Annotated in this window: 21 protein-coding genes and 1 pseudogene; 9 read left to right on the top strand and 13 right to left on the bottom strand. The window is 68.3% G+C overall.

Annotated features, from left to right (window positions below; genetic code table 11):
* Positions 1 to 54: 54 nt before the first annotated feature.
* The 3 genes from QFZ26_RS12965 to QFZ26_RS12955 all read right to left on the bottom strand — a co-directional run bounded on the left by QFZ26_RS12965 (position 55) and on the right by QFZ26_RS12955 (position 3,046).
* Positions 55 to 690, bottom strand: coding sequence for a glyoxalase (locus tag QFZ26_RS12965; RefSeq protein WP_307042740.1), 636 nt, complete (start codon positions 688 to 690; stop codon positions 55 to 57).
* Between the two features lie 61 nt (positions 691 to 751).
* Positions 752 to 1,639, bottom strand: coding sequence for a DNA-formamidopyrimidine glycosylase family protein (locus QFZ26_RS12960; protein ID WP_307042738.1), 888 nt, complete (start codon positions 1,637 to 1,639; stop codon positions 752 to 754).
* Positions 1,640 to 1,705: 66 nt separating this feature from the next.
* Entirely contained in the window at positions 1,706 to 3,046 is a 1,341-nt protein-coding gene (locus QFZ26_RS12955) for a serine hydrolase domain-containing protein (protein ID WP_307042737.1), read from the bottom strand.
* Positions 3,047 to 3,181: 135 nt separating this feature from the next.
* On the opposite strand from QFZ26_RS12955, the gene QFZ26_RS12950 reads away from it, so the two are divergent.
* Positions 3,182 to 3,835 (top strand): class I SAM-dependent methyltransferase, encoded by a 654-nt coding sequence (locus QFZ26_RS12950; protein ID WP_307042735.1) that lies wholly within the window; start codon positions 3,182 to 3,184, stop codon positions 3,833 to 3,835.
* A gap of 19 nt (positions 3,836 to 3,854) precedes the next feature.
* Here QFZ26_RS12950 and QFZ26_RS12945 read toward each other — a convergent pair whose 3' ends face one another.
* Positions 3,855 to 4,526 (bottom strand): hypothetical protein, encoded by a 672-nt coding sequence (locus QFZ26_RS12945; protein ID WP_307042733.1) that lies wholly within the window; start codon positions 4,524 to 4,526, stop codon positions 3,855 to 3,857.
* Positions 4,527 to 4,873: 347 nt separating this feature from the next.
* On the opposite strand from QFZ26_RS12945, the gene QFZ26_RS12940 reads away from it, so the two are divergent.
* The 3 genes from QFZ26_RS12940 (at position 4,874) to QFZ26_RS12930 (ending at position 7,590) form a co-directional block, all read left to right on the top strand.
* Positions 4,874 to 6,535 (top strand): ABC-F family ATP-binding cassette domain-containing protein, encoded by a 1,662-nt coding sequence (locus QFZ26_RS12940; RefSeq protein ID WP_307042731.1) that lies wholly within the window; start codon positions 4,874 to 4,876, stop codon positions 6,533 to 6,535.
* 116 nt (positions 6,536 to 6,651) lie between these two features.
* Positions 6,652 to 6,876: a DUF2188 domain-containing protein gene (locus tag QFZ26_RS12935; protein ID WP_307042729.1), complete on the top strand. Its 225-nt coding sequence runs from the start codon at positions 6,652 to 6,654 to the stop codon at positions 6,874 to 6,876.
* Between the two features lie 123 nt (positions 6,877 to 6,999).
* The gene (locus QFZ26_RS12930; RefSeq protein ID WP_307042727.1) at positions 7,000 to 7,590 is read left to right on the top strand and encodes a dihydrofolate reductase family protein; all 591 of its coding nucleotides are present in this window, start codon (positions 7,000 to 7,002) and stop codon (positions 7,588 to 7,590) included.
* 176 nt (positions 7,591 to 7,766) lie between these two features.
* Here the strand turns inward: QFZ26_RS12930 and QFZ26_RS12925 are convergent, their stop codons facing one another.
* The 3 genes from QFZ26_RS12925 to QFZ26_RS12915 form a co-directional block, all read right to left on the bottom strand.
* Complete coding sequence (locus QFZ26_RS12925) at positions 7,767 to 8,609, bottom strand: hypothetical protein (RefSeq protein ID WP_307042725.1); 843 nt, start codon at positions 8,607 to 8,609, stop codon at positions 7,767 to 7,769.
* A 174-nt stretch (positions 8,610 to 8,783) separates the two neighbouring features.
* Positions 8,784 to 8,963 (bottom strand): hypothetical protein, encoded by a 180-nt coding sequence (locus QFZ26_RS12920; protein ID WP_307042724.1) that lies wholly within the window; start codon positions 8,961 to 8,963, stop codon positions 8,784 to 8,786.
* Between the two features lie 5 nt (positions 8,964 to 8,968).
* Positions 8,969 to 10,036, bottom strand: coding sequence for a GlxA family transcriptional regulator (locus QFZ26_RS12915; protein WP_307042723.1), 1,068 nt, complete (start codon positions 10,034 to 10,036; stop codon positions 8,969 to 8,971).
* A gap of 123 nt (positions 10,037 to 10,159) precedes the next feature.
* On the opposite strand from QFZ26_RS12915, the gene QFZ26_RS12910 reads away from it, so the two are divergent.
* Together QFZ26_RS12910 and QFZ26_RS12905 are read left to right on the top strand one after the other, a co-directional pair.
* Positions 10,160 to 10,744 (top strand): TetR/AcrR family transcriptional regulator, encoded by a 585-nt coding sequence (locus QFZ26_RS12910; protein WP_307042721.1) that lies wholly within the window; start codon positions 10,160 to 10,162, stop codon positions 10,742 to 10,744.
* A 117-nt stretch (positions 10,745 to 10,861) separates the two neighbouring features.
* Positions 10,862 to 11,683, top strand: coding sequence for an alpha/beta fold hydrolase (locus QFZ26_RS12905; RefSeq protein WP_307042719.1), 822 nt, complete (start codon positions 10,862 to 10,864; stop codon positions 11,681 to 11,683).
* 66 nt (positions 11,684 to 11,749) lie between these two features.
* Here QFZ26_RS12905 and QFZ26_RS12900 read toward each other — a convergent pair whose 3' ends face one another.
* The 3 genes from QFZ26_RS12900 to QFZ26_RS12890 form a co-directional block, all read right to left on the bottom strand.
* Entirely contained in the window at positions 11,750 to 12,496 is a 747-nt protein-coding gene (locus QFZ26_RS12900; protein ID WP_307042717.1) for an alpha/beta fold hydrolase, read from the bottom strand.
* 230 nt (positions 12,497 to 12,726) lie between these two features.
* The gene (locus QFZ26_RS12895) at positions 12,727 to 13,539 is read right to left on the bottom strand and encodes a hypothetical protein (RefSeq protein WP_307042715.1); all 813 of its coding nucleotides are present in this window, start codon (positions 13,537 to 13,539) and stop codon (positions 12,727 to 12,729) included.
* Between the two features lie 155 nt (positions 13,540 to 13,694).
* Positions 13,695 to 16,292: an ATP-dependent Clp protease ATP-binding subunit gene (locus QFZ26_RS12890; RefSeq protein ID WP_307042713.1), complete on the bottom strand. Its 2,598-nt coding sequence runs from the start codon at positions 16,290 to 16,292 to the stop codon at positions 13,695 to 13,697.
* Between the two features lie 755 nt (positions 16,293 to 17,047).
* On the opposite strand from QFZ26_RS12890, the gene QFZ26_RS12885 reads away from it, so the two are divergent.
* Positions 17,048 to 17,488 (top strand): hypothetical protein, encoded by a 441-nt coding sequence (locus QFZ26_RS12885; protein ID WP_307042711.1) that lies wholly within the window; start codon positions 17,048 to 17,050, stop codon positions 17,486 to 17,488.
* Positions 17,489 to 17,544: 56 nt separating this feature from the next.
* Here QFZ26_RS12885 and QFZ26_RS12880 read toward each other — a convergent pair whose 3' ends face one another.
* On the bottom strand, positions 17,545 to 18,015 hold the full coding sequence (locus QFZ26_RS12880; RefSeq protein WP_307042709.1) for a hypothetical protein: 471 nt from the start codon (positions 18,013 to 18,015) through the stop codon (positions 17,545 to 17,547).
* A 147-nt stretch (positions 18,016 to 18,162) separates the two neighbouring features.
* Positions 18,163 to 19,614: a DUF4041 domain-containing protein gene (locus QFZ26_RS12875; protein WP_307042707.1), complete on the bottom strand. Its 1,452-nt coding sequence runs from the start codon at positions 19,612 to 19,614 to the stop codon at positions 18,163 to 18,165.
* 188 nt (positions 19,615 to 19,802) lie between these two features.
* On the opposite strand from QFZ26_RS12875, the gene QFZ26_RS12870 reads away from it, so the two are divergent.
* Positions 19,803 to 20,378 carry a sce7726 family protein gene (locus QFZ26_RS12870; protein WP_307042705.1) on the top strand — a complete coding sequence of 192 codons (576 nt, stop codon included), beginning with the start codon at positions 19,803 to 19,805 and terminating at the stop codon, positions 20,376 to 20,378.
* On the opposite strand, the pseudogene QFZ26_RS12865 reads toward QFZ26_RS12870, so the two are convergent.
* Positions 20,353 to 21,207 (bottom strand): annotated as a pseudogene (locus QFZ26_RS12865) (beta family protein); the annotation flags it as partial. The gene QFZ26_RS12870 and the pseudogene QFZ26_RS12865 overlap by 26 nt on opposite strands.
* 298 nt (positions 21,208 to 21,505) lie before the next feature.
* Here QFZ26_RS12865 and QFZ26_RS12860 point away from each other — a divergent pair.
* Positions 21,506 to 22,402: an SDR family oxidoreductase gene (locus QFZ26_RS12860; protein WP_307042701.1), complete on the top strand. Its 897-nt coding sequence runs from the start codon at positions 21,506 to 21,508 to the stop codon at positions 22,400 to 22,402.
* Positions 22,403 to 22,416: the final 14 nt, after the last annotated feature.

The following is a 22,416-nucleotide window of genomic DNA, read 5'->3' as shown; positions in this document are numbered from 1 at the left end:
GCCCTCGTTCGAGGACCGGGCGTTCGTGCGATGAAGCGGATGCCGCGGCTCGCGCTACCCGACCGGCCGGGCCAGCGAGCTCACCGCTGCAGGCTGCCACGTGAACCCGTCGGGGTCGGTGAAGGACTCGGCGCCGCTGTTGACGATGATGCGGTGCGATCCGCTGCCCTCGGGCGGCACGCCCGCGTCCTTCGCGAGGGCACGGCGCTTGTAGAGCCCTAGGCCGATCGGGCTCGTCGGCATGGCGAAGTCGACGTAGCTGCCGAAGGTCTTGCCGACCGTGAGTCCGCGGTCGACGTAGATGCGCTTGCTCGCGCCGACGTCTTCGGCGCCGAGCAGGAGCACGATCCTGTCGATGTCGCGCGTGGCCGGGCCGGTGTCCTTCTTCGCCGAGGTCGCGACCTTCCAGATCGTGCCGTCGGGCGCCTGCACGGAGCCGCCGTAGCCCCAGAGGGACTTCTCGACGGGCTTGAGCGTGGTGGCGCCGGCGGCGACCGCCGAGTCGATCAAGCTGCTGACGGTCGAGGGCTGCGCCACGATGAGCGAGAGGGTGAATCCGCGGAAGCCCGAGCTCGGGGCATCCGATGCCCGAAAGCGGAGCAGGTCGCCGAGCCCGAAGGCGGCGTCGTAGAAGCGTTGGGCGGCCGCGATGTCGGCCACCTCGAGGGTGATGGAGTCGATGGAGTTCATACGGATGACGCTATTTCGGTGCGCCCGGCGACGCTTCTCCGATACTGCTCGATGGCGCGGACTACGCCTCGCGCAACGCGAGCTCGGCGCCGCCGGTCTGGCACGTCGGGCAGTACTGGGCCGTGGTGCTCGCGAAGGAGAAGTCGCGGATCGTGTCGCCGCAGACCGGGCAGGTCTCGCCCGCCCTGCCGTGCGCCTGCATCGCCGCGACCTTCGTCGCCTTGAGCTGATCGATCGGGATGCCCCGGCGCGCGTCGATCGCGGAGGTGATGGTGCCCACCGTCGCGTCGAAGAGCCGGTCGAGCTCTGCGCCGGTCAGCGCGGCCGCGTGCACGACGGGCGAGATCTTGGCCGCGTGCAGGATCTCGTCGGAGTACGCGTTGCCGATGCCGGCGAGCGACTCCTGCTCCTGCAGCACCGCCTTGACCTGCTTGCGACGGCCGCCGAGGGCGCGGTCGAAGTCGGCCCGAGAGAACTCGGGGTCGGCGGGGTCGGGTCCGAGCTTGGCGACGGCCGGCACCTCGGCAGGGTCGTCGACCACCCAGAAGCCGAGTGACACCCAGCCACCGGCATCCGTGAACTCGAGGGCGCTGCCGTCGTCGAACTCGACGGAGACGAGCGCCGGCGCGGGGCCGGCATCTGCGTCGGCCGCTCCGGTCACGGCCGGGTCGTAGCCGACTGCGTTGCCGTTGCCATCGCCGTCGCGCCACCGAGCCCAGCCGTGCCTGCCGAGCGACACCACGAGGTGCTGCGACCCCTCGAACTCGAACTCGACGAGCTTGCCATGCCGCTTCGCGGCGGTCACCCGTTCGCCGACGAGCGACGAGGGCGGCCTCGCGCGGGTCTTGGTCACGCGGAACTCGAGCACGTCGACGTCGCTGACCGCGCGGCCGGTCAATCGCGTGCCGAGCTCTTCGACGAGCGCTTGCACCTCAGGCGACTCAGGCATGCCGCCAGTTTTCCACACACCGCCGACGGCGTCAGGTGGCCTTCGCTAGCTCGTCGAACCGTGAGATCAGCCGAGCGCGGCGATGACGTCCTCGACGAGCTGCGTGACCGACGCGTCCTCGACTCCCCCGGGCGTGAACCCGAGGCGCACGACGACGAGTCCTTCCGACGGCACGACGGTGACGCGCTGGCCGTCGTGGCCGTTCGCCGAGAATGCGTCCTCGGGCAGGCCGGGCCACCGCACGGTGCCGTCGGGCATCGGGTTGACGCGCCATCCCATGCCGTAGCCGGGGTCGTCGGTCTCCTCGGCGTCGGTGACGGTGAGGCTCTGCGACATCCAGTCGTCGGGCAGGAGCTGCTCGCCGTTCCACTCGCCGTTCTGCAGCGCGAACTGGCCGACGGCCGCCCAGTCGCGCGGGGTCGCCCAGAGGTACGACGAGCACACCGGCGTGCCCGCGGCGTCCGGCTCGAATACCGCCGACGAGAGCCCCAGCGGCTCGAGCAGGGCCTCGCGGGGCAGGTCGGCTCCGAGGCCGGTGCGCTCGGCGAGCACCGAGCAGAGCACGTTGGTGCTGCCGCTCGAGTACTGCTGCACGGTGCCCGGCTCATGCGCGAGCGGCTGCCCGGCGACGTAGGCGCCCATGTCGCCCTCGAGGTAGAGCATGCGGGTGATGGGGGTTCCGAGGTCGTAGGTCTCGTCCCACTCGAGGCCGCCCGTCATGCGCAGCAGGTCTTCGACGGTGATGTCGGCGCGCTCGTCGGTCCACTCCGGGCGCAGCCGGTCGTCGTCGAGCGAGACGACGCCCTGCCTCACGAGCACTCCCGTCAGCAGACTCGCGACGCTCTTCGACATCGACCAGCCGAGCTGGGGCGTCGTGGCATCGAACCCGTCGGCGTACCGCTCGGCGACGAGTTCGCCGTCGTTCACGACCACGACCGCGCGGGTGCCGAGCGCCGCGGCATCCGCTTCGGGGAGATCGTCACCGAAGGCACGCGCGATGGCCTCGTCGACGGCGGGATCGGGCGTCGGCGTCGGCGCGTCACTGAACGGGTTGCCGTCGCCTGAGATCGGCGTCGCCTCGCCGAATTCGGGACGCTCGTCGGCGAGCGTGCAGCCGAAGCCCTCGGCGTACCAGGCCCGCTGCCGTGCGAGCGAGGCCGGGAGCGAGCCGGTGGTCGTGTCGCCGTCGACGTCGACCTGCAGGTAGGGCACGAGCGGGTTCGGTGGCAGGTCGGTCGCGGAGTCGTCGCGCCCGGCCACCGTGGTGACGGCGCAGGCATTGTGGGCGGCGTAGCCCGTGGCGGTCATGAGGATCGGCTGCTGCCAGAGGTACACGCCCGTGAACGCCGCGATGGCCACGAGCACGAGGACTGCGACGACGGTGATCGCCCTGCGGAGTATGCGCACCAGCGGATGCTAGCAGTCAGTGATGCGCGTCCCGTGGCGCGGCTCCCCCAGGTCCGGCGTTGCCGGAACGGCAAGCCGAGGTGCCATCAACGGGCGGGCTGCGTACGCTCGGGCAGCAGCGGAAGGAAGCACTCGATGAGCCGGCACGAACACGAATCCAGCGACGCCGAGGCGGCCGAGATGTTCGAGCCGTCGAGCTGGGAGGAGCGGTACTCGGGTGAACGGAAGGTGTGGAGCGGCAAGCCCAACCCGCAACTCGTCGCCGAGGCATCCGTACTGACTCCCGGCACGGCCCTCGACGTCGGCTGCGGCGAGGGCGGCGACGTCATCTGGCTGGCGCAACACGGGTGGAAGGTCACCGGCGCCGACTTCTCGGCCAACGGCCTGGCCCGCGCGGCCCGGCATGCCGAGGAGGCCGGAGTCGCCGACCGCACCGACTGGTGGCAGGTCGACGCCCGCACCTTCGATGCCGACGGCCGTTCGTACGACCTCGTCACCACGCACTTCCTGCATCCACCCGACGGCGGCATGGTCGAGGTGACTCGCCGGCTCGCGCAGGCGGTTGCGCCCGGCGGACACCTCCTCGTGGTCGGGCATGCGCCGTCGGGCGTGTTCACGCACCTCTCGGCGAGTCATCGCAACGCGATGTTCCTCGCCGAAGAGCTGCTGCCCGCCCTGCCCGACGACTTCGACGTGCTCGTGGCCGAGCAGCGGCCGCGAGCGATGCTGCGCGAGGGCGCAACGGTCGACGTGCACGACGCCACCCTGCTCGCACGCCGGCGGCCGTGAGGGGAGCTGACCGGCGCGCTCAGAACCGCGCCGGGAAGGTGAGCAGCACGACGAACCCGCCCAGGGCGATGAGGCCGGCCAGCCCGAGCATCATCCATGCGGCGAAGTGGTGGATGTCACGCTGCGCCATCGCGGTCAGGAAGAGCACGAGGGCGAACAGCACCGTCAGCAGCGAGTAGTTGTCGCCACGCTCGGTGTCTTCAACGGCGTCCGCGAAGCGCGCCTCGGCGTAGGCCGTGCGTTCCGCGCTCCTCTCGGTGCCAGGAGGCACGTACTCGTCCATCGCGAACGGGCCGGGAGCGACCTCATCGCCGGCCTGCCACGCATCGAAGGCGACCTTGAGCTCCGGCGTGAAGCGAGTCTCGATCTTGTCGGCGAGTGCCGTCTGGCCCTCGGCGTTGGCGGTCACCCATTCGGCGTAGATGATCAGGTCGACCACGCGCGCCTCGCGCGCCTCGTTGTCGGCGTCGCCCGCCTCGACCCGGGCGGCGGATGCCTCGGCGAACGCGATCGCCCGCTCGCCGCTCCACTTGGCCGCCTGGAAGCCGCACCAGGCGGTCAGGATGGCGGTCACTGAGAGCATGGCCACCGCGATGATCTCGATGAACGGCCGATGACGCCACCGGGGCACTCGCGCGGGTGCCTCCGCTGCGGGGGCGGCAGGTGCCGAACTCGTCGACTCGTCGCTCATGAGTGCCCTTCGTCGCATGCGAGACGGATTGCTGCTCACACTGGCACAAGCCCCACGCCCGCTGCCACCCCGGGTGTCCAACCTCGCCGCCGCACGAACGCTCCGACCATTGCACCTCGTTCGCGAGGCCTGATACCGTGGCGGCGATGGGCACTCTGAATTACTCCTAGTGGCGAGCCGTGTCGAGCACATGCTCCACGGCACTCTGCGCTGATCTCAGCGCTTCCGACCACTGACTCTCACGGCACCTGAGCTGTCGACCTTTCGTCGCATCCTCCGCATTCGCCGCACGGCTTGCGTTCTGCGACGCGTGAACGACTGCGAAGAGCCGGGAAACGGAGCTTCATATGTTGTACCCAAGCCAACTTTCCATACACGCTGCGACGAAGCGATTCGGCGACCGCATCGTGCTCGACCGCGTCGATCTCGCGGCTCGCCCCGGCGAACGCATCGGCGTCATCGGCGACAACGGTTCGGGAAAGTCCACGCTGCTGCGACTGATGAGCGGCGAGCTGCCGCCCGATGCCGGCGACGTGACGGTGGCCGCCGCAGGCGGCATCGGTGCGCTCGGCCAGGTGCTCGAGCTGCCCGACGATGCGACCGTCATCGATGCGATCGATGCCTGCTCGATCGAGCTCCGCACCCTCGAGCGCGCGATGCACGAGGCCGAGCACGGTCTCGCGCGCCTCGACGGCGCTGCCCTCGATGCAGCACTCGCCGACTATGCGGCGCTTGCCGATCGCTTCGAGGCACGCGACGGATACGGCGCGCCCGCACGACTCGACGCCGCGCTCGAGGTGCTCGGGGTCGCCGGCATCGAGCGCGCTCGCTCCTGGTCGAGCCTGTCGGGCGGCGAGCGTTCGCGCATCGCACTCGCGGCCACGCTGGCGTCGAACCCCGAGCTGCTGCTGCTCGACGAGCCGAGCAACGACCTCGACGATGCCGCGTGGCAGTGGCTCGTCGATCGGCTTCGCACGCATCACGGCACGGTGGTCGCGGTGACGCACGATCGCGCGTTCCTCCAGGCGCTCACCGACGTGATCTGGGAGGTCGACGGAGCATCCGTCACCCGCTACGGCGACGGGTATGCGGGCTACCTGATCGCGAAGGCGAGCGAGCGTGAACGTCGTCGGCTCGCCTACGAGACCTGGAAGGCCGAGCTCGCGCGCAGTCGCGAACTCGCCACGGTGAACGCCACGCGACTCGACGCCATCCCCCGCAAGCTCGACAAGGCGGGCATGGGCGCGGGCGCCTTCCGCGCGCGGGGCCGCGACCACGGCGCGATGGCACGCATCCGCAACGCCAAGGAGCGGGTGTCGCGCCTGCTCGACGCGCCGGTCGCACCGCCGCCGAAGCCGCTGTCGTTCTCCCCGTCGCTCGGGCGAGCGACGCCGGCCGCGCAGCGGGAGGCGCCCGAGGGTCGCGCAACGGATGCCCCGAGAGCGCCGGATGCTCCATTGCTCACGCTGCACGGGGTGCGTGTCGCCGGGGCATCCGTCGACGACCTGCAGCTGGCCGCGGGTGATCGCCTGCTCGTCACGGGACCGAACGGGATCGGCAAGACGAGCCTGTTGCGGGTGATCGCCGGGGAGCAGCCCGCTGATGCCGGCACCGTGACCGCGACCGCACGCATCGGCCACCTGCGCCAGCACAGCGGGATCGCGCCGACCCGGCGCAGCCTGCTCGAGGCGTACGCGGCCGGCCTCCGGGAGCACGTCGAGACGGCCGAGGAGCGCCTGATGAGCCTCGGCCTGTTCCACGCGCGCGACCTCGCCGTGCCGGTCGCGGGGCTCTCGTACGGTCAGCGGCGGCGGCTGGAACTCGCGCTCCTCGTGAGCGAGTCGCACGAGCTGCTGCTGCTCGACGAGCCGACGAACCATCTCTCGCCCGACCTCGTCGAGGATCTCGAGCGCGCGCTCGAGGGGTTCCCCGGCGCGGTCGTGCTCGTCTCGCACGACCGGTTGATGCGCCAGCGGTTCCGCGGAGGGCGGCTCGACTTGACGGGATAGTGCGGCACGCAGAACGCCCGACTCTCGGTGAGGGCCGGGCGTTCCGTCAACCCGGGTGTTGCACGCACGGGATCGGCGTAGCGTGGGCGAACTGAACGAGCGGGAGGGAGCACACCATGGCCGAAGGCGATGTCGAGACGCGTTCGAACCGAGGGCAGTGGGAGAACCGCGTCGAGGGCGAACCCGAGCGGTCGCAGAGTTACGCGAGTCGCGACGAGGCGATCGAGGAGGGCCGGCGACTCGCCGAGGAGCTCGGCACCGAGCACACGGTCATCGACAGCGAACCGACAGGCGTGATCACCGACGAGGATCTGGCCGCCGGCGACAGCGACCGGGCGTGATGCATCCGGCCCCGTGCCGAAGGCTCTCGCCGAACCGATCGCTGCCAGCCGATTGATTTCTTACAAGAGCGACAGCTCACGCCACGCTAAATTTGGGGGCACCCCAAAGCAGAGGAGCACCACATGGGCAAGGTGGTCATGTACGCCTCGGTGTCGGTAGACGGCTTCATCGCCGACGAGAATGATCAGCCCGGACCGCTGTTCGACTGGTTGGTCAGCGGTGACGTCCCGTTGGACGAGAGTGGCGTGTTGAAGGTGTCGCAGACGTCCTACGACTACGTCCGCCCGTACTGGGACCAGATCGGGGTGACAATCGCCGGCCGTCACGTCTTCGACATGACGGACGGCTGGGACGGCACGCCTCCGAGCGGGGTCGACCACGTGGTCGTCGTGACGCACCGGCCGGAGCCCGAGGGCTGGGACCCCGAGGCGCCGTTTCACTTCGTCGACGGCGTCGAAGCAGCCGTGGCCAAGGCGCAGGCGCTTGCGGGTGACCGCATCGTCGAGGTCGCCGCCGGCGACATCGGTGGCCAGGCGCTTGCCGCGGGCCTGGTCGAGGAGGTGCGCATGGACGTCGTACCCGTCGTGTTCGGGTCCGGCAAGCGCTACTTCGGGTCGGTCCACGCGCAGCACCTGTTGGAGGATCCTGACGAGGTGATTCAGGGCAACCGGGTGCTCCACCTGCGCTTTCGAGTGCGCCGACGACCGAGCTGAGCGGGTACGTACGATCGTAGGCTCGCTGGATGCAGATCGGTCGTGGCGCTCAGGTGATTCGGGCGCTCACCGTCGTCGGCACCGCGATCGTCTTCGCCTCGCGCGGCACGAAGCGGGCGTAGGCTCCGGCTCGCACACCTGACGAAGGCCCGGCCCTCGAGATGAGGGCCGGGCCTTCAGCCGCCGACGCAGTTGGGGTCACCCTCACCCATGCATCCGTTGTTCGACCGCTCGGCGGGTGGCGGCGGCGGATCCGGAATGAACCGCCCCTGCGGCACCTGCACCGTGAACGCGACGATGAGGCCGATCGCCGCGACGACGGATGTCGCGATGATGAGCCCGCGTCGGTGAGCCGCGATGGCGAGTGCCACCGCACCGAGCAGCGAGCCGGCGGCGGCACCAGCGTTGATGAGGTATCGATTCCCGTCGGCTTCGGTCACGGTCACGGGCGCGCCCCAGATCGTGAAGTAGACGTCGAGGAACTGCCACATCAGCACGAGCGTGAGCAATGAGCCGATCGTCAGGAGCGCCGCGGCGCCACCGGCCAGCGAACGTCGTTCGCGACTCAGGCACGCGGCGGCGATTACCACGCCGAGGCCGACGACGATCGTGAAGACGGTGCCGTTGATCCAGGTGACCGGATTCGCCGCCCCGGCCCCGCCGAGCGCACCGGAAAGCACGCCAGGCAGTGCGCTCAGTAGCGCGGCCGCCGGAGCCGCGAGCACCACGAGCGCCCAGCGCCACGGGCGCGAAGCACGCAGCATCCCGAACTGCACCGCGACTGCGAGCCCCGCCCAGACGAACAGGGTTGCATCGAAGACGGCGCCGATCACGCTCAATGCCAGTGCCGGCGAGTTCGCCGAGCCGGTGGAGCCGACGAGCAGCACCACCCCGAGAAGTCGTACACCGAGAGTGGATGCCACGACCACGAGCGTCTCGATGGCACGCTCTTGCAGCGGCGTCCAGTGCGTGGTGGCCCCGATCCCGGTTGACGATGGCACGAGCTCTGAGCGCGACATGAGCCGAGGGTAACGACTCGGTCCGTCGACCGCGCAGACTTCGTCGATGCCGACACCGTGAGCAGGATTTCGCGCCAGACGATTGTGCCGGGCGTACAGGACTGGCGGGCGCTCTGGTGGGTCTCGATACGCGTTTCGCGCTACTCGACCGCCGGCAGGGTTAGGCGGCGGGCATCAGGCGTCGCCGCTCGGCGCGCCGCCCGTGTAGACGGCGAGGCGTTCGCGCAGGGATCCAGCGTGCAGCTCGAACAGGTGGCCGTCGTGGTCGTAGAAGTAGATGGATTCACCCTCGCCGTCAACGCGCGAGCGCGGCGGCCGGATGTCGAGCCCGAGCCCCGTGATCGTCTCGCGCACCGCCGTCACGCGGTGCGGGCAGCCGCCCCGTCCCAGCCCGCGACGGTCGGGCGAGACTCCGCGGGTCGGAGCGTCGGGTGCGTGGCCCCACCGTCGGCCGACCGGAAGCGGCGCTGGTACTGCGACGGTGAGATGCCGAGGCGCGCGACGAACGAGCGGCGCAGCGACTCCGCGCTCGAGAAGCCCGCGTCGATGGCCGTCTGGGCGACCGACGTGCCCGCTTCGAGCCGGCAGCGGGCGAGGTCGAACCGGAGCGCGGCCAGGTACTCGGCGGGCGAGGTGTCGAGTTCCTCCCGGAACAGCCGGGTGAGGTGGCGCATGCTCACGTTCGCGTGGCGCGCGAGGTCGGCCACCGTGTGCATCGCGGCGGGGTCGGCCTCGAGGAGATCCGTCACCTTGCGCACGACGCTCTCCTGCGGAGCTCGGGCCCGCAAGGGGGTGGAGAACTGGGACTGCCCGCCCGAGCGCTGCAGGTAGACGAGCAGGCCTTGTGCGACCCGCCGGGCGACGTCAGGCCCGTGGTCGTCCTCGACGAGCGCGAGCGCGAGGTCGATGCCCGCGGCCACCCCGGCCGACGTCGCCACCTCGCCGTCGCGCACGAAGATGCGGTCGGCCTGCACATCGATGCGCGGGTAGTGGCGTGCGAGGTCGGCGGCGAACTTCCAGTGCGTGGTGGCGCTCCGGCCGTCGAGCACGCCGAGGGCGGCGAGCACGAACGCGCCGCTGCAGATCGAGACGACGCGCCGGCTTCGTTCCGCGAGGGCGGCCGCCGCGTCGAGCAGTTCGCCGCGTGCGAACGCCGAGGGCCGCTCCTCGCTGCCTGGCACCACGAGCGTGTCGAGATCGGCCACGTCGGCGGCCGACGCGTGCACCGAGACCCGGCCGCCGAGCGAGGTCATGACATCCGCCCCCGTTGGCGAAAGCAGCACCACGTCGTAGGCGTCGACGGCCTGGTTCGCTTCGATGAACACCTCGGCCGGGCCGACGTAGTCGAGCGCCTTCACGCCGTCGAAGAGCAGGAACCCGATGCGACGAGAACGGTGCGACGAGATCGGCGTGGGAAGCGCGGTCATGGGCACCATCATTCTGGAATGAGCGCTCCAGCAAAAGTCTCGCGGGAGAAGCGCCGGTCGCACCGGCGATCCGCCATCGTGAGGCCGACGGGCAGGGGCGTGCGGGGCGGCTACGCTGGTCGGATGGCACGGCCTCGCCAGTTCGATGACGCCTCCCTGCGCACCGCGGCGCTGGAGGACTTCTGGACGCGCGGTTTCGAGGGCGCCTCGATCGGCGATATCGCCTCGGCGAGCGGCGTCGGCAATGGAAGCATCTACGCGGCCTACGGCAGCAAGCTCGGCCTGTTCATCGTGGTGCTCGAGGCGTACTGCCGCACGCGGGTCGACCTCGTCCGCACGGCAATGGCGACCGAGGGGCCCGCGGGTGCGGCCGTCCGCGCCCTGCTCGATGCCGTCATCGACGATTGCGCGACCCAGCCGGGGCGGCGCGGATGCCTCATGCTGAACAGCATCGCCGAATTCGGCGAGCGCGGCGCCGAGGTGCTGGAGCTGTGCCGGGCCACAACGCGCGACATGGCGGCCGAGATCGAGCTGCGCCTTGCCACCGGGGCCGGCTCGGGCACGCGCGAGATCCGGCCGGTACACGTGCTCGGCGCCGAGATACTGCTCGTCGCGCAGGGGCTCATCCAGGCGAGCCGCCTGCACGCGCCCGCAGACGAGCTCCGGGCGATCGCCGGCGCGTACGCCGACCGGCTGGCGCTCGACTGAGCGTCTCGCATTCGACCTGTCCCGATTCGAGGGATAGGCGGCCGCTGGAGCGGGGGCATCCGCTGCCGGCTCGCCTGAGGATGGCCGAGACCCATCAATCTCGATCTCGGGAGCAGCATGCCCACCTTCACCACGTCCGACGGAACCGACCTGTACTACTCCGACTGGGGCACCGGCCAGCCGGTCGTCCTGAGCCATGGCTGGCCGCTCAGCTCCGACGCGTGGGCCGTCGAGCGCAAACTCCTCGCCGACCACGGCTACCGCGCCATCGCGCATGACCGTCGCGGCCACGGCCGCTCGGCGCAGCCCTGGAACGGCAACGACATGGACACCTACGCCCGCGACCTCGCGGAGCTCATCGACGGGCTCGACCTGCGCGACGTCGTGCTCATCGGGCACTCGACCGGTGGTGGCGAGGTCGTGCGCTACGCGGCCCAGCACGGTGCCGGCCGTGTCGCCAAGGTGATCACCGCAGGTGCGGTGCCGCCCGTGATGGTGCAGTCGGAGTCCAACCCCGAGGGCACGCCGATCACGGCGTTCGATGGTATCCGGGCCGGCGTGCTCGCCGACCGCTCGCAGTTCTTCCAAGACCTCTCGCTGCCCTTCTTCGGCTTCAACCGGGAGGGTGCGACGGTGTCGCAGGGCGCGCGCGACGACTTCTGGCGGCAGGGCATGCTCGCCGGTATCCAAGCCGCCTACGAGTGCGTCAAGGCGTTCTCCGAGACGGACTTCACCGAGGACCTGAGGGCGCTTGATGTGCCGATCTTCATCGCGCACGGCGACGACGACCAGATCGTGCCCATCGCGGCCGCCGCGCTGAAGTCGATCGAGCTCGTCAAGCACGGCACCCTGAAGGTCTACGAGGGCGCGCCGCACGGGATCTTCGGCGACTACCAGCAGGAGCTCGACCGCGACATCCTCGAATTCATCAGAGGCTGAGCGCAACGACGAAGCGGCCGTCCACCCGATTGGAGGACGGCCGCTTCGTCGTGTCGGCGCGTCGACTCAGGAGACGAGACGCTCGCCGTCGGTGCCCTCGGCGAGCTCGGCGATCGCGCCCGTGATGAGCGCAGCGACCTCGGCCGGATGCGTCTGCATGACGAGGTGCGGCGCGTCGATCTCGACGACCGAGCGGAGGCCGGCGCGGGCATAGCCGAAGCGCTCGACCTCGGGGTTGATCGTGTGGTCGGCGCTCGAGACGATGCCCCAGCCCGGCTTCTGCTTCCACGCCGCCGCCGAGGCCGGCTCCCCGAACGCGACTGCGGTGAGCGGCCGCTGCGACACCGCGAGCACCCGCGCCGTCTCTTCGGGCACGCCGGCCGCGAAGACTGCGGGGAATGCGTCGATCTCGACCGAGACATCCGTGCCGGGCTCACCGCCCGCAACAGGGTACGGCGTGTACACGAGGTTGGCCGCGAGGTCGGAGTCGGGGAATCTCCCCTGCAGCTGGCCGAGGCTCTCGCCCTCGTCGAGGGCGTAGCCCGAGACGTAGACGAGCCCGACGACGTTCTCGGCGACGCCGGCGACCGTGATCACGGCGCCGCCGTATGAGTGGCCGGCGAGCAGCACGGGGCCGTCGATCTGCTCGACGAAGGCGCGGATCGAGGCGGCGTCCTCGACGAGGCTGCGGTTGTAGACCGGAGGCACGCGAACGGTGTGACCCTGCTCGAGCAGCGCGGCGGTGACGGGGGCCCAGCTCGCGGCATCGGCGAACGCGCCGTGCACGAGCACGATCGTGGGAGTGGCGGACATGAGATCTCCTTCAGAGATTCGACGGGCATGCGTCCGCAGGGGCGGCGACCGCCCGTGCGGCGTCGCGTTCCCGGTTGGCTCCAGCTTGGTCCTCACTGCCATTCCTCGTCCGGTCGCGCGCGGCCGGGTATCCCTCGCTTTCGGACGGATGCCGCCGACGATGCATGCCGCCACGACCATCACGCGTCGGCGGGGGGGGGGGGGGGGCGAGCCACGCCGTCGTCGACTGATCAGTCGACGACGGGCTCTGTCGACCATTCGCCGTCGACGAACCAACGATCCTTCCATTCGCTCGACGGGATCGCGGTCGCGACCCCGATCGACTCACCTTCGACGATCAGCTGCTGCCGTTCCGCTCCCGCACTCCAGGTGATCCCGATGTTCCATCGACAGAAGCATGCCTGCTCGTCACCCTGGCCCATCTTGGCGACGACGATGTCGAAGACCTCGGGATCGTCCTTCGCCACCTGATACGGGAAGTCCAACGCGGGATCTGCCAGCTCGAGCGCCGGTGGCCGACCGGCGAAGTTCGTCGCAAGGGAGGTCACGCCCATTTCGCCTCCGATCGCGAGGCATTCGTGGATCACTACCATGTCCTCCTGCGGCGTGATCGGTTCGAAATCCACCAGGTCGATCGAGTGGATGACGACGGTCTCGTCGCCGCTGCCGTGCAACGTGAGCTCGAGCACTCGTGCGGTGGTCGGGAGCCCCCCGTGCTCGACGATCCACTCGCCGTCGAATTCGGCGAGCTGGGCCGGCAGGCCGTCGTCGACCGCGACGACTGAAACGTCGTCCAAGAGCGACGCGGGGAGTGCATAGCTGTCACACTCGCTCTGGGAATCGTCGACGATGACCTCGAGCGGTCTCGTCTCGAACGGACTGTCGAGGATCGGGGCCAGGCGGGCGAAGAGCCAGGCACCGAGCGCGCCGAGGAAGGCAGTGGCGACGACTCCGGTAGCGATGACCCACCATCGCCGCTTCGGCCGTGCGGCAGTCGTGCTCTGCGCCGGCTCGTTCGGGTTCGACCCGTCTTCAGTCGCCATCGCGCTCCCCCCGCGGCTTCGCTCGAAGGTCCCCCCAGCGTAGCGCCGGCGGTCCCCACGACGACAGGCCCGGCCCCAAGAACAGGGCCGGGCCTTCCGAGCTCCGGTACTTCGGTCCGGGTCTCGATACCCGCTGAGCGCTACTCGACCACCGGCTACGCGGCGAGGTCGATTGTGGCGCGCGGCACGGATGCCACGACGAAAGCGCCGTCAGCGGCATCCACCCGCACGCCATCGCCGTCGCCCAGCGCGCCACTCACGAAGAGGTCGGCGATGCGGTCGTCGATCTCGCGCTGGATCACGCGACGCAGCGGGCGCGCCCCGTATTCGGGCTCGTAGCCGCGCTCGGCGAGCAGCGACACCGCGGCATCCGTCACCTCGAAGGCGACCTCGCGAGCGGCGAGACGGGCAGCGGATGCACCGAGCATGAGCCGCACGATCTGCTCGAGCTGCGGCTGGTCGAGCTTGCGGAACAGCACGATCTCGTCGATGCGGTTCAGGAACTCGGGCCGCATGGCCTCGCGGAGCTTGCCCATGACGCGGTCGCGCAGGGCCTGCTCCGAGCCGAAGCCGGTCGTGTCATCGGCAGCCCCGGCGACGAAGCCGAGCGCACCCGACCGCGACGCCAAGAACTCGGAGCCGATGTTCGAGGTCATCACGATCACCGCGTTGCGGAAGTCGACCGTGCGACCCTGGCCGTCGGTGAGACGTCCGTCGTCGAGCACCTGCAGCAGCAGGTTGAACACGTCGGGGTGCGCCTTCTCGATCTCGTCGAACAGCACGATCGAGTACGGGTTGCGCCGCACGCGCTCGGTGAGCTGGCCTGCCTCGTCGTAGCCGACGTATCCGGGAGGGGCGCCGACGAGCCGCGACACGGTGTGCCGCTCGCCGAACTCGCTCATGTCGAAGCGGATCACGGCGGTCTCGTCGTCGAACAGGCTCGACGCGAGCGCCTTCGCGAGCTCAGTCTTGCCGACACCCGTCGGCCCGAGGAACAGGAAGCTGCCCACCGGGCGACGCGCGTCGCCCATGCCGGTGCGGTTGCGGCGCACGGCCTTGGCGACCGCGGTGACCGCGTCGTCTTGACCGATGACGCGCCCGTGCAGCTCACCCTCGAGGTCGCCGAGGCGCTCGCGCTCCGTCTCGGTGAGGCGGTTCACGGGGATGCCGGTGGCCCGCGAGATCACCGCGGCGATCTCAGCCTCGTCGATCACGGTCGAGCGGTCGGCCGAGTCAGCGGATGTCGCGGCGCGGCCGGCAGCCGTCACCTCGTCGAGCTTCGCCTGCACCTTCGAGATCTCGTCACGAATCCGCGACGCCTCCTCGTAGTGCTCAGCGCCGACGGCGGCGTTCTTGTCGGCCTCGAGGTCGGCGAGCCGCGCGATGAGCGCGGAGACATCCGTCTTCACTCCCAGCCGCAGACGCAGCCGCGCCCCGGCCTGGTCGATGAGGTCGATGGCCTTGTCGGGCAGCACCCGGTCGGTGAGGTAGCGCGCGCTCAGCTCGACGGCGGCGCGAAGCGCGGCATCCGTGTACTCGATGCCGTGGTGCTCCTCGTAGGCGGGCTTCAGCCCGTGCAGGATCAGCACCGCGTCTTCGATCGAGGGCTCGCCCACGCGAACCGGCTGGAACCGGCGCTCGAGGGCGGGGTCCTTCTCGATGGTGCGGTACTCCTTGAGCGTGGTCGCACCCACGAGGTGCAGCTCACCGCGCGCGAGGCGCGGCTTCAGGATGTTGCCCGCGTCCATGCCGTCGCCACCGCCGCTGCCGCCGGCACCGACGACGGTGTGCACCTCGTCGATGAACACGATGAAGTCGCCCTTGTGCTCGGCGATCTCGTCGATGGTCTTGGTGAGGCGCTCCTCGAAGTCGCCGCGGTAGCGGGTGCCCGCGAGCATGGCGGGCAGGTCGAGCGACACGACGCGCTTGCCGAGCAGCTGCTCGGGCACGTTCTCCTCGACGATCGCGCGGGCGAGGCCCTCGACGATCGCGGTCTTGCCCACGCCGGCCTCGCCCACCAGCACCGGGTTGTTCTTGGTGCGGCGGCTGAGGATCTCGATGGTCTGCTCGATCTCGTCGACGCGTCCGATCACGGGGTCGAGCTCGCCGTTCTCGGCGAGGGCCGTGAGGTCGGTGCCGAACTTGTCGAGCATCGGGGTCGCGGATGCCCCGGCGTTGCCGCCCGCGACATCCGTCATGCCCTCCTCGCCCATGCCGGGCTCGCCCATGACCGTCTCGCGGACGCTCTGCGTGAGCGCCTCGGCGGTGACGCCGGCGCGCGCCAGCACCTGACCGGCGGGGGCATCCTGCCCAAGCACGAGCGCGAAGAAGAGGTGCTCGGGGTCGATGTAGGTCGAGCCGGCCGAGCGCGCGACCTGGTAGCTGTGGAACAGCGCGCGGCTCGCGCTCGGCGTGATCGTGGCCGAGTTGATGTCGGCCGTCTCGCCCGCGGCGGGCAAGCGCGCCTCGGTCGCGGTGATGATGCGCTCGGGCGCGACGCCGATGCGCTGGATGGCCTGCGTGACCGCCTCGTCTTCGACGATCACGCGCAGGATGTGCAGGGCGTCGAGCTCGGTCTGGCCGCGCTCGAGTGCGAAGCGTCCGGCCTGCTGCAGGATGCCTTGCGTGCGGGCGGTCAGGAACCGGCTGAGGTCGATCGACCGCGCCTGACGCGCCTGCTCTCCCGCGAGGTACCGGCTGAGGAACTCGTCGAACGAGTTCGCGCCGGCTTCGGGGTTGAAGTCTTCGGGCACCAATCCTCCTTGGGAACTTGAGCTGGGTACGCTCAAGTTCAACGCGGATGGGGCGCGGGTATTCCCGATCGGCCGCCGTCTACCTGTCGCTCGCCCAGTTGCAGCGATTGTCACTACGACGGGACTAAACGACATGCTCAACACAGCCGTCCCAGTACGGGCAGGGCAACATCCGGTATCTGGGCAAGTGAGACCAAGATTCGATGCTTGCTACGAAGACATGGCACAGATGGCCTCGTACTCGTTGCAGGATTACTCGAATCCTTAGACATCGGACTCCCCCGACTGAAGACGGCTCTCGTTCGCGCGCAGCCAAGTTTCCCCATCAGCGAGCCCGTCCGACGTGGCTCATCGAAGAGCTGGACAGTAGTCTGAGCCCGTGGCCTACGTACCAGGGCAGGTTGTAAAGCCCAACGAAGTCTTGTCCCAGTACGGCTTCGCGACCACGGATCCCACGATCCCTGTCTTCCGCTCGTCGCCACGCGCAGATATCGAAACCGAGCTGTCCATGTTTGTGGGTCCGTGCACGTTGGACGAAGTCACGAGGAGCGTCCGGCGGCGAAACGTCCTAGCGTCGGATGCAGTCCGCCACGTGCTCGCGGGCGACCTACTTGATGCGGGCTTTATCGTTGTGCATTCGCCAAGCCTTGCATCACCGAAACACGTCTCGGTCTTCTCCGCGTCGCGGGCGGTACCATGGAACGACGTTGAGGTGGCCCGTTTCGAGGCTGCTTTCGCAAATTGGAGAGGGGGCCGTGCTCGTGGCAATCGCTAGCGCCGAAGTTCTCGATACCTACAACGGTCGAGCGACCCTTCTTATTGCTGACGGGTCGCTCCACTGGATGATTCTTGGTCAGGTTGAGCCCTTCGATCTCTGGTTGGAAGTCCCACTCACCTATGACGAGCAGGAGCAGCTGTCGCTGCAGGTGCCTGCTGACTTGGACACGTTCGTTACGTCACTTAGTGGGCGTGGTGCTCGCTTCACATTCTCGCTCGATGGAGAGCGCCTCGCGAAGCGCACTATCTCGATCGACCCCAGCACGCGCAGCATTGTCGCAGAAGGCGTCCTATCGCTGGTTGCCTTTCTCGAAGCAGCAGCGCAAGAGGCTGGCGCAGGCAGCAAGCGCGAGCTACTCACTGAGGCTAGGCACGAGATGAGCGAGCTCATCGGCTATGGCTATGGCCCCGTGACATGACTGAGCCCGGATGCCAGGCTTCGTCCACGGGCGCGATCTCTGAAAGACGAACTGCCTCAGTTCCTTATCCCTAGAGCCACACGCATCTCAGCAATGAGCGCATCGTCTACCCGCACGATAGTCGCGCTGTCGTCATCACCAGCTCTCGTGCGCAGTACGGCCTGCGCGGCTCGCTCTACGCTGGGTGGACCAAGGATCACGACGCCTGCCATCGCATCGTAGCGAGCTCCGCTGTGCGAATCCGCCTCTCGGATGAGGTTCCGATAGCGAAGCACTGCCTCTTCGTCCGGACTTGAATCCTCTGACATCACACCGCGTTCCTGCGCGAGCCTGTGCGTGCCGGCCTCAATCACGCGCCAGCGATGCAAGTGTTTCTCCAAGGCCACGAACGCTTCATACCGCCGTTCCTGCACCCATTTTCGGTGTTCGCGACGGCCCTGGATCGCCGCCCCAATGAACCCTCCGATAACGGTCAGCACCGCGCCGCTGAGGCCCGAGAGGAGGACGAGCGCCAGGGCATCCGTCACTGCTGCTCCGACCACGCGAACTGTGGCGTCAAGTCGATCACTAACCGTCGTATATGAATCATGCGCTCAGCGTAGTTACGCGGCAGGCCCCAATCGCCTCGTCACATAGAAGCGTTTCGCCCATCCGCAGCATCGGCTGGCACATGCTCAACTGGCACTGGCCGACTCAAGACTGATTCGGAATTCTTCTGCGGCAGGTTCCATGGTGTATTCGATGAGCTCGACGTGGTGGGCTTTCAGCGCGTCGAGCACGTTCGCTGGCGTCGTGCGGAAGTACTCGCGTCGCAAATTGACCTTATTGACTCGCTCGGCGGCGAAGGTCGAGTGGAGCATGCTCTCGATTCCGACAGCATCGTCTGCGAAGAAGAGGGCATGCACGTCGAAGCGGAATGGCACGGATGCGTCACCGAGTTCGTGGACTCTATCCATTGGTTCGAGGCGACGGGTCATGCCGATCTTGACCATGTTCTCGCCGAACGCACCGATGTTCGAGATGACGTACACGTAGCCGGCCCGGATGTTCGCGGCCCGATAGTCGACGTCTTCAAGTGCTCGGTCGACGTCGGCGAGCTTCGTACGCATCCGTTCGGCGCCTTCGACATCACCGTTCGCCTCGAGCGCCGCGAGCGCCGCGAGGTAGTGCGCCTTCTCCTTGTCGAGGCGTTCGTGTTCGCGCGCGAGTTCTTGCTCAGCTTTCCGTTGCTCACGAAGTTCGGCCCGGCGCTCTCGTTCGAGTTCTTTCTCTGCCTGCAGGGTCTGGAGGTGCTTCGCGGCGAGCGCGAGTTCCTGCATACGGAGCTGCTGGTAGTACGGCGTGATCTTCAGATCGATCATCGTGCCTTGGCGCGCGATCTGGTCGGCGACCTTGCCGAGGCGCTGCTGCGCGGCCGACAGGTTGCCGGCGCGCATCGTCTTCACGCAGTTCTCTGCCTCCGCGTTGTATGCGCGAAGCAGGATCTTGCTCATGTCACTGACGAACTTCCGCCCCTTGGACGCGGAGTTGTTGAACGTGAATCCTTGCGACGCAGTGGTCGCTCTCCCGGTGCGGGCTGCGTCCTTGATCTGCGCCCGCAATACCTCCAGCTGCCCGGCGAGCGCTGCCGATGACTCGGCAGGATGCTCGTAGTTGAAGATGCCGAGCTCCTGCAAGCTCGCGGCCTCACGGAGGTTCACGACCTCGTGCTTCTGCTCGTCGATCTCGATCTGCAGCGAACGACTTGTCGCTTGCAACGATTCGATGTGCTTCGCGGCATCCGTCACGGCCCGATTCCACTCGGTGCGGGAAGCCAGCTGCTCGGCTTCGAACGCAGCGCGTTGCTGCGCGAGGTCCGATTCGACGCTCGCTCGGTACGCATCGACGTCACCGAAGGCCTGAAGCCCGTGCTTGTCGACCAGCGCCTGGAGTTCCTCCGCCCGGGCCCGGGCATCGCCCTTCGAGAGACGCCCGATGGGCTTCGGCGGCCGGCCAGCAGAAGGGGCGCCCGCCGACTCGGCAGCAGGGATAGGGCTCAGATGCTCCGTCCATTGGTGGCCATCCCACCAGCGGAGTGTGTTCGGGGTCGCGTCCGGATACCAACCGGCAGGGGCGGTCGTGGTCATGCTAGGGCTCCGATGCTCAGGCTTCGAACGATACCGGCACTGTCACTGCCGGCACAGTCACTCAAGAGAGGTACACGAAGCGAGCGGTCACCGCGGTTCGCCCGGAGGCGAACATCGGGCCTTCGCCCTTCTAAGACGGGGCAACGATGTCGCTCACACAAGTACCCGCTCGTGGGACAATCCAAAGGATGTTGGATTCAGATGTGCGTGCTGCGCTACATGCGCGACTGCGTAGTCTCCATGCGAGAGAGCTGGGGTCGACGAGGTTCGTCGACGAACTCGGAGTGGCAGGCGAAGTCCGAATCGACACGGCGGTGCTGAACGGGAGCTTCGCGGGTTACGAGATCAAGAGTGCGAGTGACACCCTTCGTCGCCTCCCGAAGCAGGTGGAGGTGTACTCGAAGGTCGTCGACTACGCGACGCTGGTAGTCGCCGAGAATCACGTGAGCCATGCGCTTGGAGCAGTTCCGTCGTGGTGGGGCCTTGTCATCGCTTCGACAAACCGCTCCGGTGGGGTCCGCTTGAGGAGAGCAAGGCAGGGCCACCGAAACCGCCGCATTGAGCCGGAATGGCTGGTCAGGCTCCTCTGGAAGGACGAGACGCTCGCCGCACTTGAGACTCTAGGGGCAGCCCACGGGATGCGCGGCAAGCCTCTCCCGGCTCTACACACCGCCCTTGTCGATCACCTTGGCACTGACGAACTCCGAACGCTGGTTCGGGAATCCCTGAAGTCTCGCACTAAGTGGCGAGCTGTGACGCCGTAACACGTAGATGGCGAAGGGTGCCCCATTTTCGCCACGTCTGCGGGTTGCCAGGCGATGCGGAGCTCGCACGCACTTGGTCGATCCAATCGTCGGCCTCAGTACCAAAAGGCGTCCGATATTCCGAATGCCCGACGAGAAGATCCAGAGCAGGAACCAGCGCCGCCCCGCCCTCGCTGCGCCCACCGGAGGCCTTGAAGAGCCCACCCTTCGCAATCAGCCAGTGGTCTGCCGTCGTGTAGCGGAGAACCGCACTGATGGTCAACAACTTCGGGTCCACTCCAAGATCGACTTGATCTGCCCGCTGGATCGCCGTATCCGCGAAGCCGATCTCCACGTTTACCTCATCGCGGACAGTCAGAAAGACTTCGAGATCGCTGCGCGAGAATTCCGAGACGCCGCGTGCTACCCCTGCTAGATCCGGAAAGGCGCTAACTCCGACGCTGATCGAACGGAAGTCGTGTGCAGCGGCCACGGCGTTCACTTCCGCGATGGCGGCACGCTCCGCAATAGGGCCGCTCGATTCCCCCAGCTCGAGGAATAGATCTATATCGGGCTCGGCCATCACAAGCACCTCCAGAAGACCGTCGAGCGCCGCTCGGTCGACCGACGGCCAACTGCGAGGCTGTAAACGAACTCCGGCGCCGGATGCATACGCTGCGTCAAGGTCATTGACGGCGCCCACATGCTCCATCGAGCTCTCGGGAGCGACAACCGGGGTGGCGTCGAGCTCTCGCATTCGCGCCTGTTCAACAAGCCAACGAAGTGGATGCTGTCCGAAGATCGCGTCATCGGAATCCATGAGCGAAATATCCACAGGAACCGGACCGCCGCTGCGCTCTTTTCCATCGCACCGGGTATCCCCGAGTAGTGCCCTTCTAGAGTCTTCGCGTAGGTGTCATCGTCCCAGTTCCAAGCTCTCGGGGGCACCACCAGCACCGGGGTAAAGGCGCCACCGAGACTAGGGCCGATCATCTCCAGCGCTCCCAGTTCGGCAGGCTTCGCGATGACGATCGGACGGTAGGCAGTCATGGGCACTTCGTCTCCTGGAGGGGTCATCAACGCCAGCCTCTCGGTTACCGTCGCCCGGGGCCACCCCCAGATCGGGGTGCGCGCCCTAGACTCGCCTCGTGACCCACCCCCGCACCGCGATCACTGGCGGCAGCGGATTCGTCGGACGCCACCTGGCCGAGCGGCTCGGGCCCGAGGCATCCGTCGTCATCTCACGACGCACGGGTGTCGACACCAGTGACGTCGACGCGCTCGCCCGAGCGTTCGAGGGGTGCGAGGTCGTGGCGCACTGCGCGGGCATCAACCGCGAGATCGGCGACCAGACCTATCAGCGCGTGCACATCGAGGGCACCGCGAATGTGATCGAAGCGGCGAAGCGCGCCGGGGTGCGCAAGGTCATCATGCTGAGCTTCCTGCGGGCGCGGCCCGACTGCGGGTCGCCGTACCACGAGTCGAAGTGGGCGGCCGAAGAGCTGATCCGCGGCTCGGGCCTCGACTACACGATCCTCAAGGCCGGCATGATCTACGGCCGCGGCGACCACCTCATCGACCACCTCAGCCACACTGTGCAGACCCTGCCGGTGTTCGCGACCGTCGGCTTCCGCGAGAAGCCCATCCGGCCCATCCCGATCGACGACCTCACCGACATCCTCGAAGCCGCGATCGACGGGCGCATGTCGCGTGAAACCGTCGCGGTCGTCGGCGCCGAGCAACTGCTGCTGTCGAAGGCTGTGCGGCGCGTGGCATCCGTCGTCGGCCGTCGCGTGGTCGTGGTGCCATGGCCGGTGTGGGCGCAGTACGCGCTCGCGCAGGTTGCCGAGTGGACCATGAGGGTGCCACTCGTCGCGAAAGCGCAGGTGCGCATGCTCGCCGAGGGCGTGACGGATGCCGCGCCGCCCGCGGCATCCGTGCCAGACGACCTACGCCCGCGCCGCAGGTTCACGGCTGAGCAGATCCGCGAGAGCCTGCCCGAGCCCGGCGGGTTCACATGGCACGACCTGCGGATCAGCGGATGAGTCGAAGCTCGGTA

The organism is Agromyces ramosus, assembly GCF_030817175.1.
Taxonomy (GTDB): Bacteria; Actinomycetota; Actinomycetes; order Actinomycetales; family Microbacteriaceae; genus Agromyces; species Agromyces ramosus_A.
Note: the sequence above shows the minus strand (reverse complement) of the source record. Positions and strands in the feature narration are given on the sequence as shown.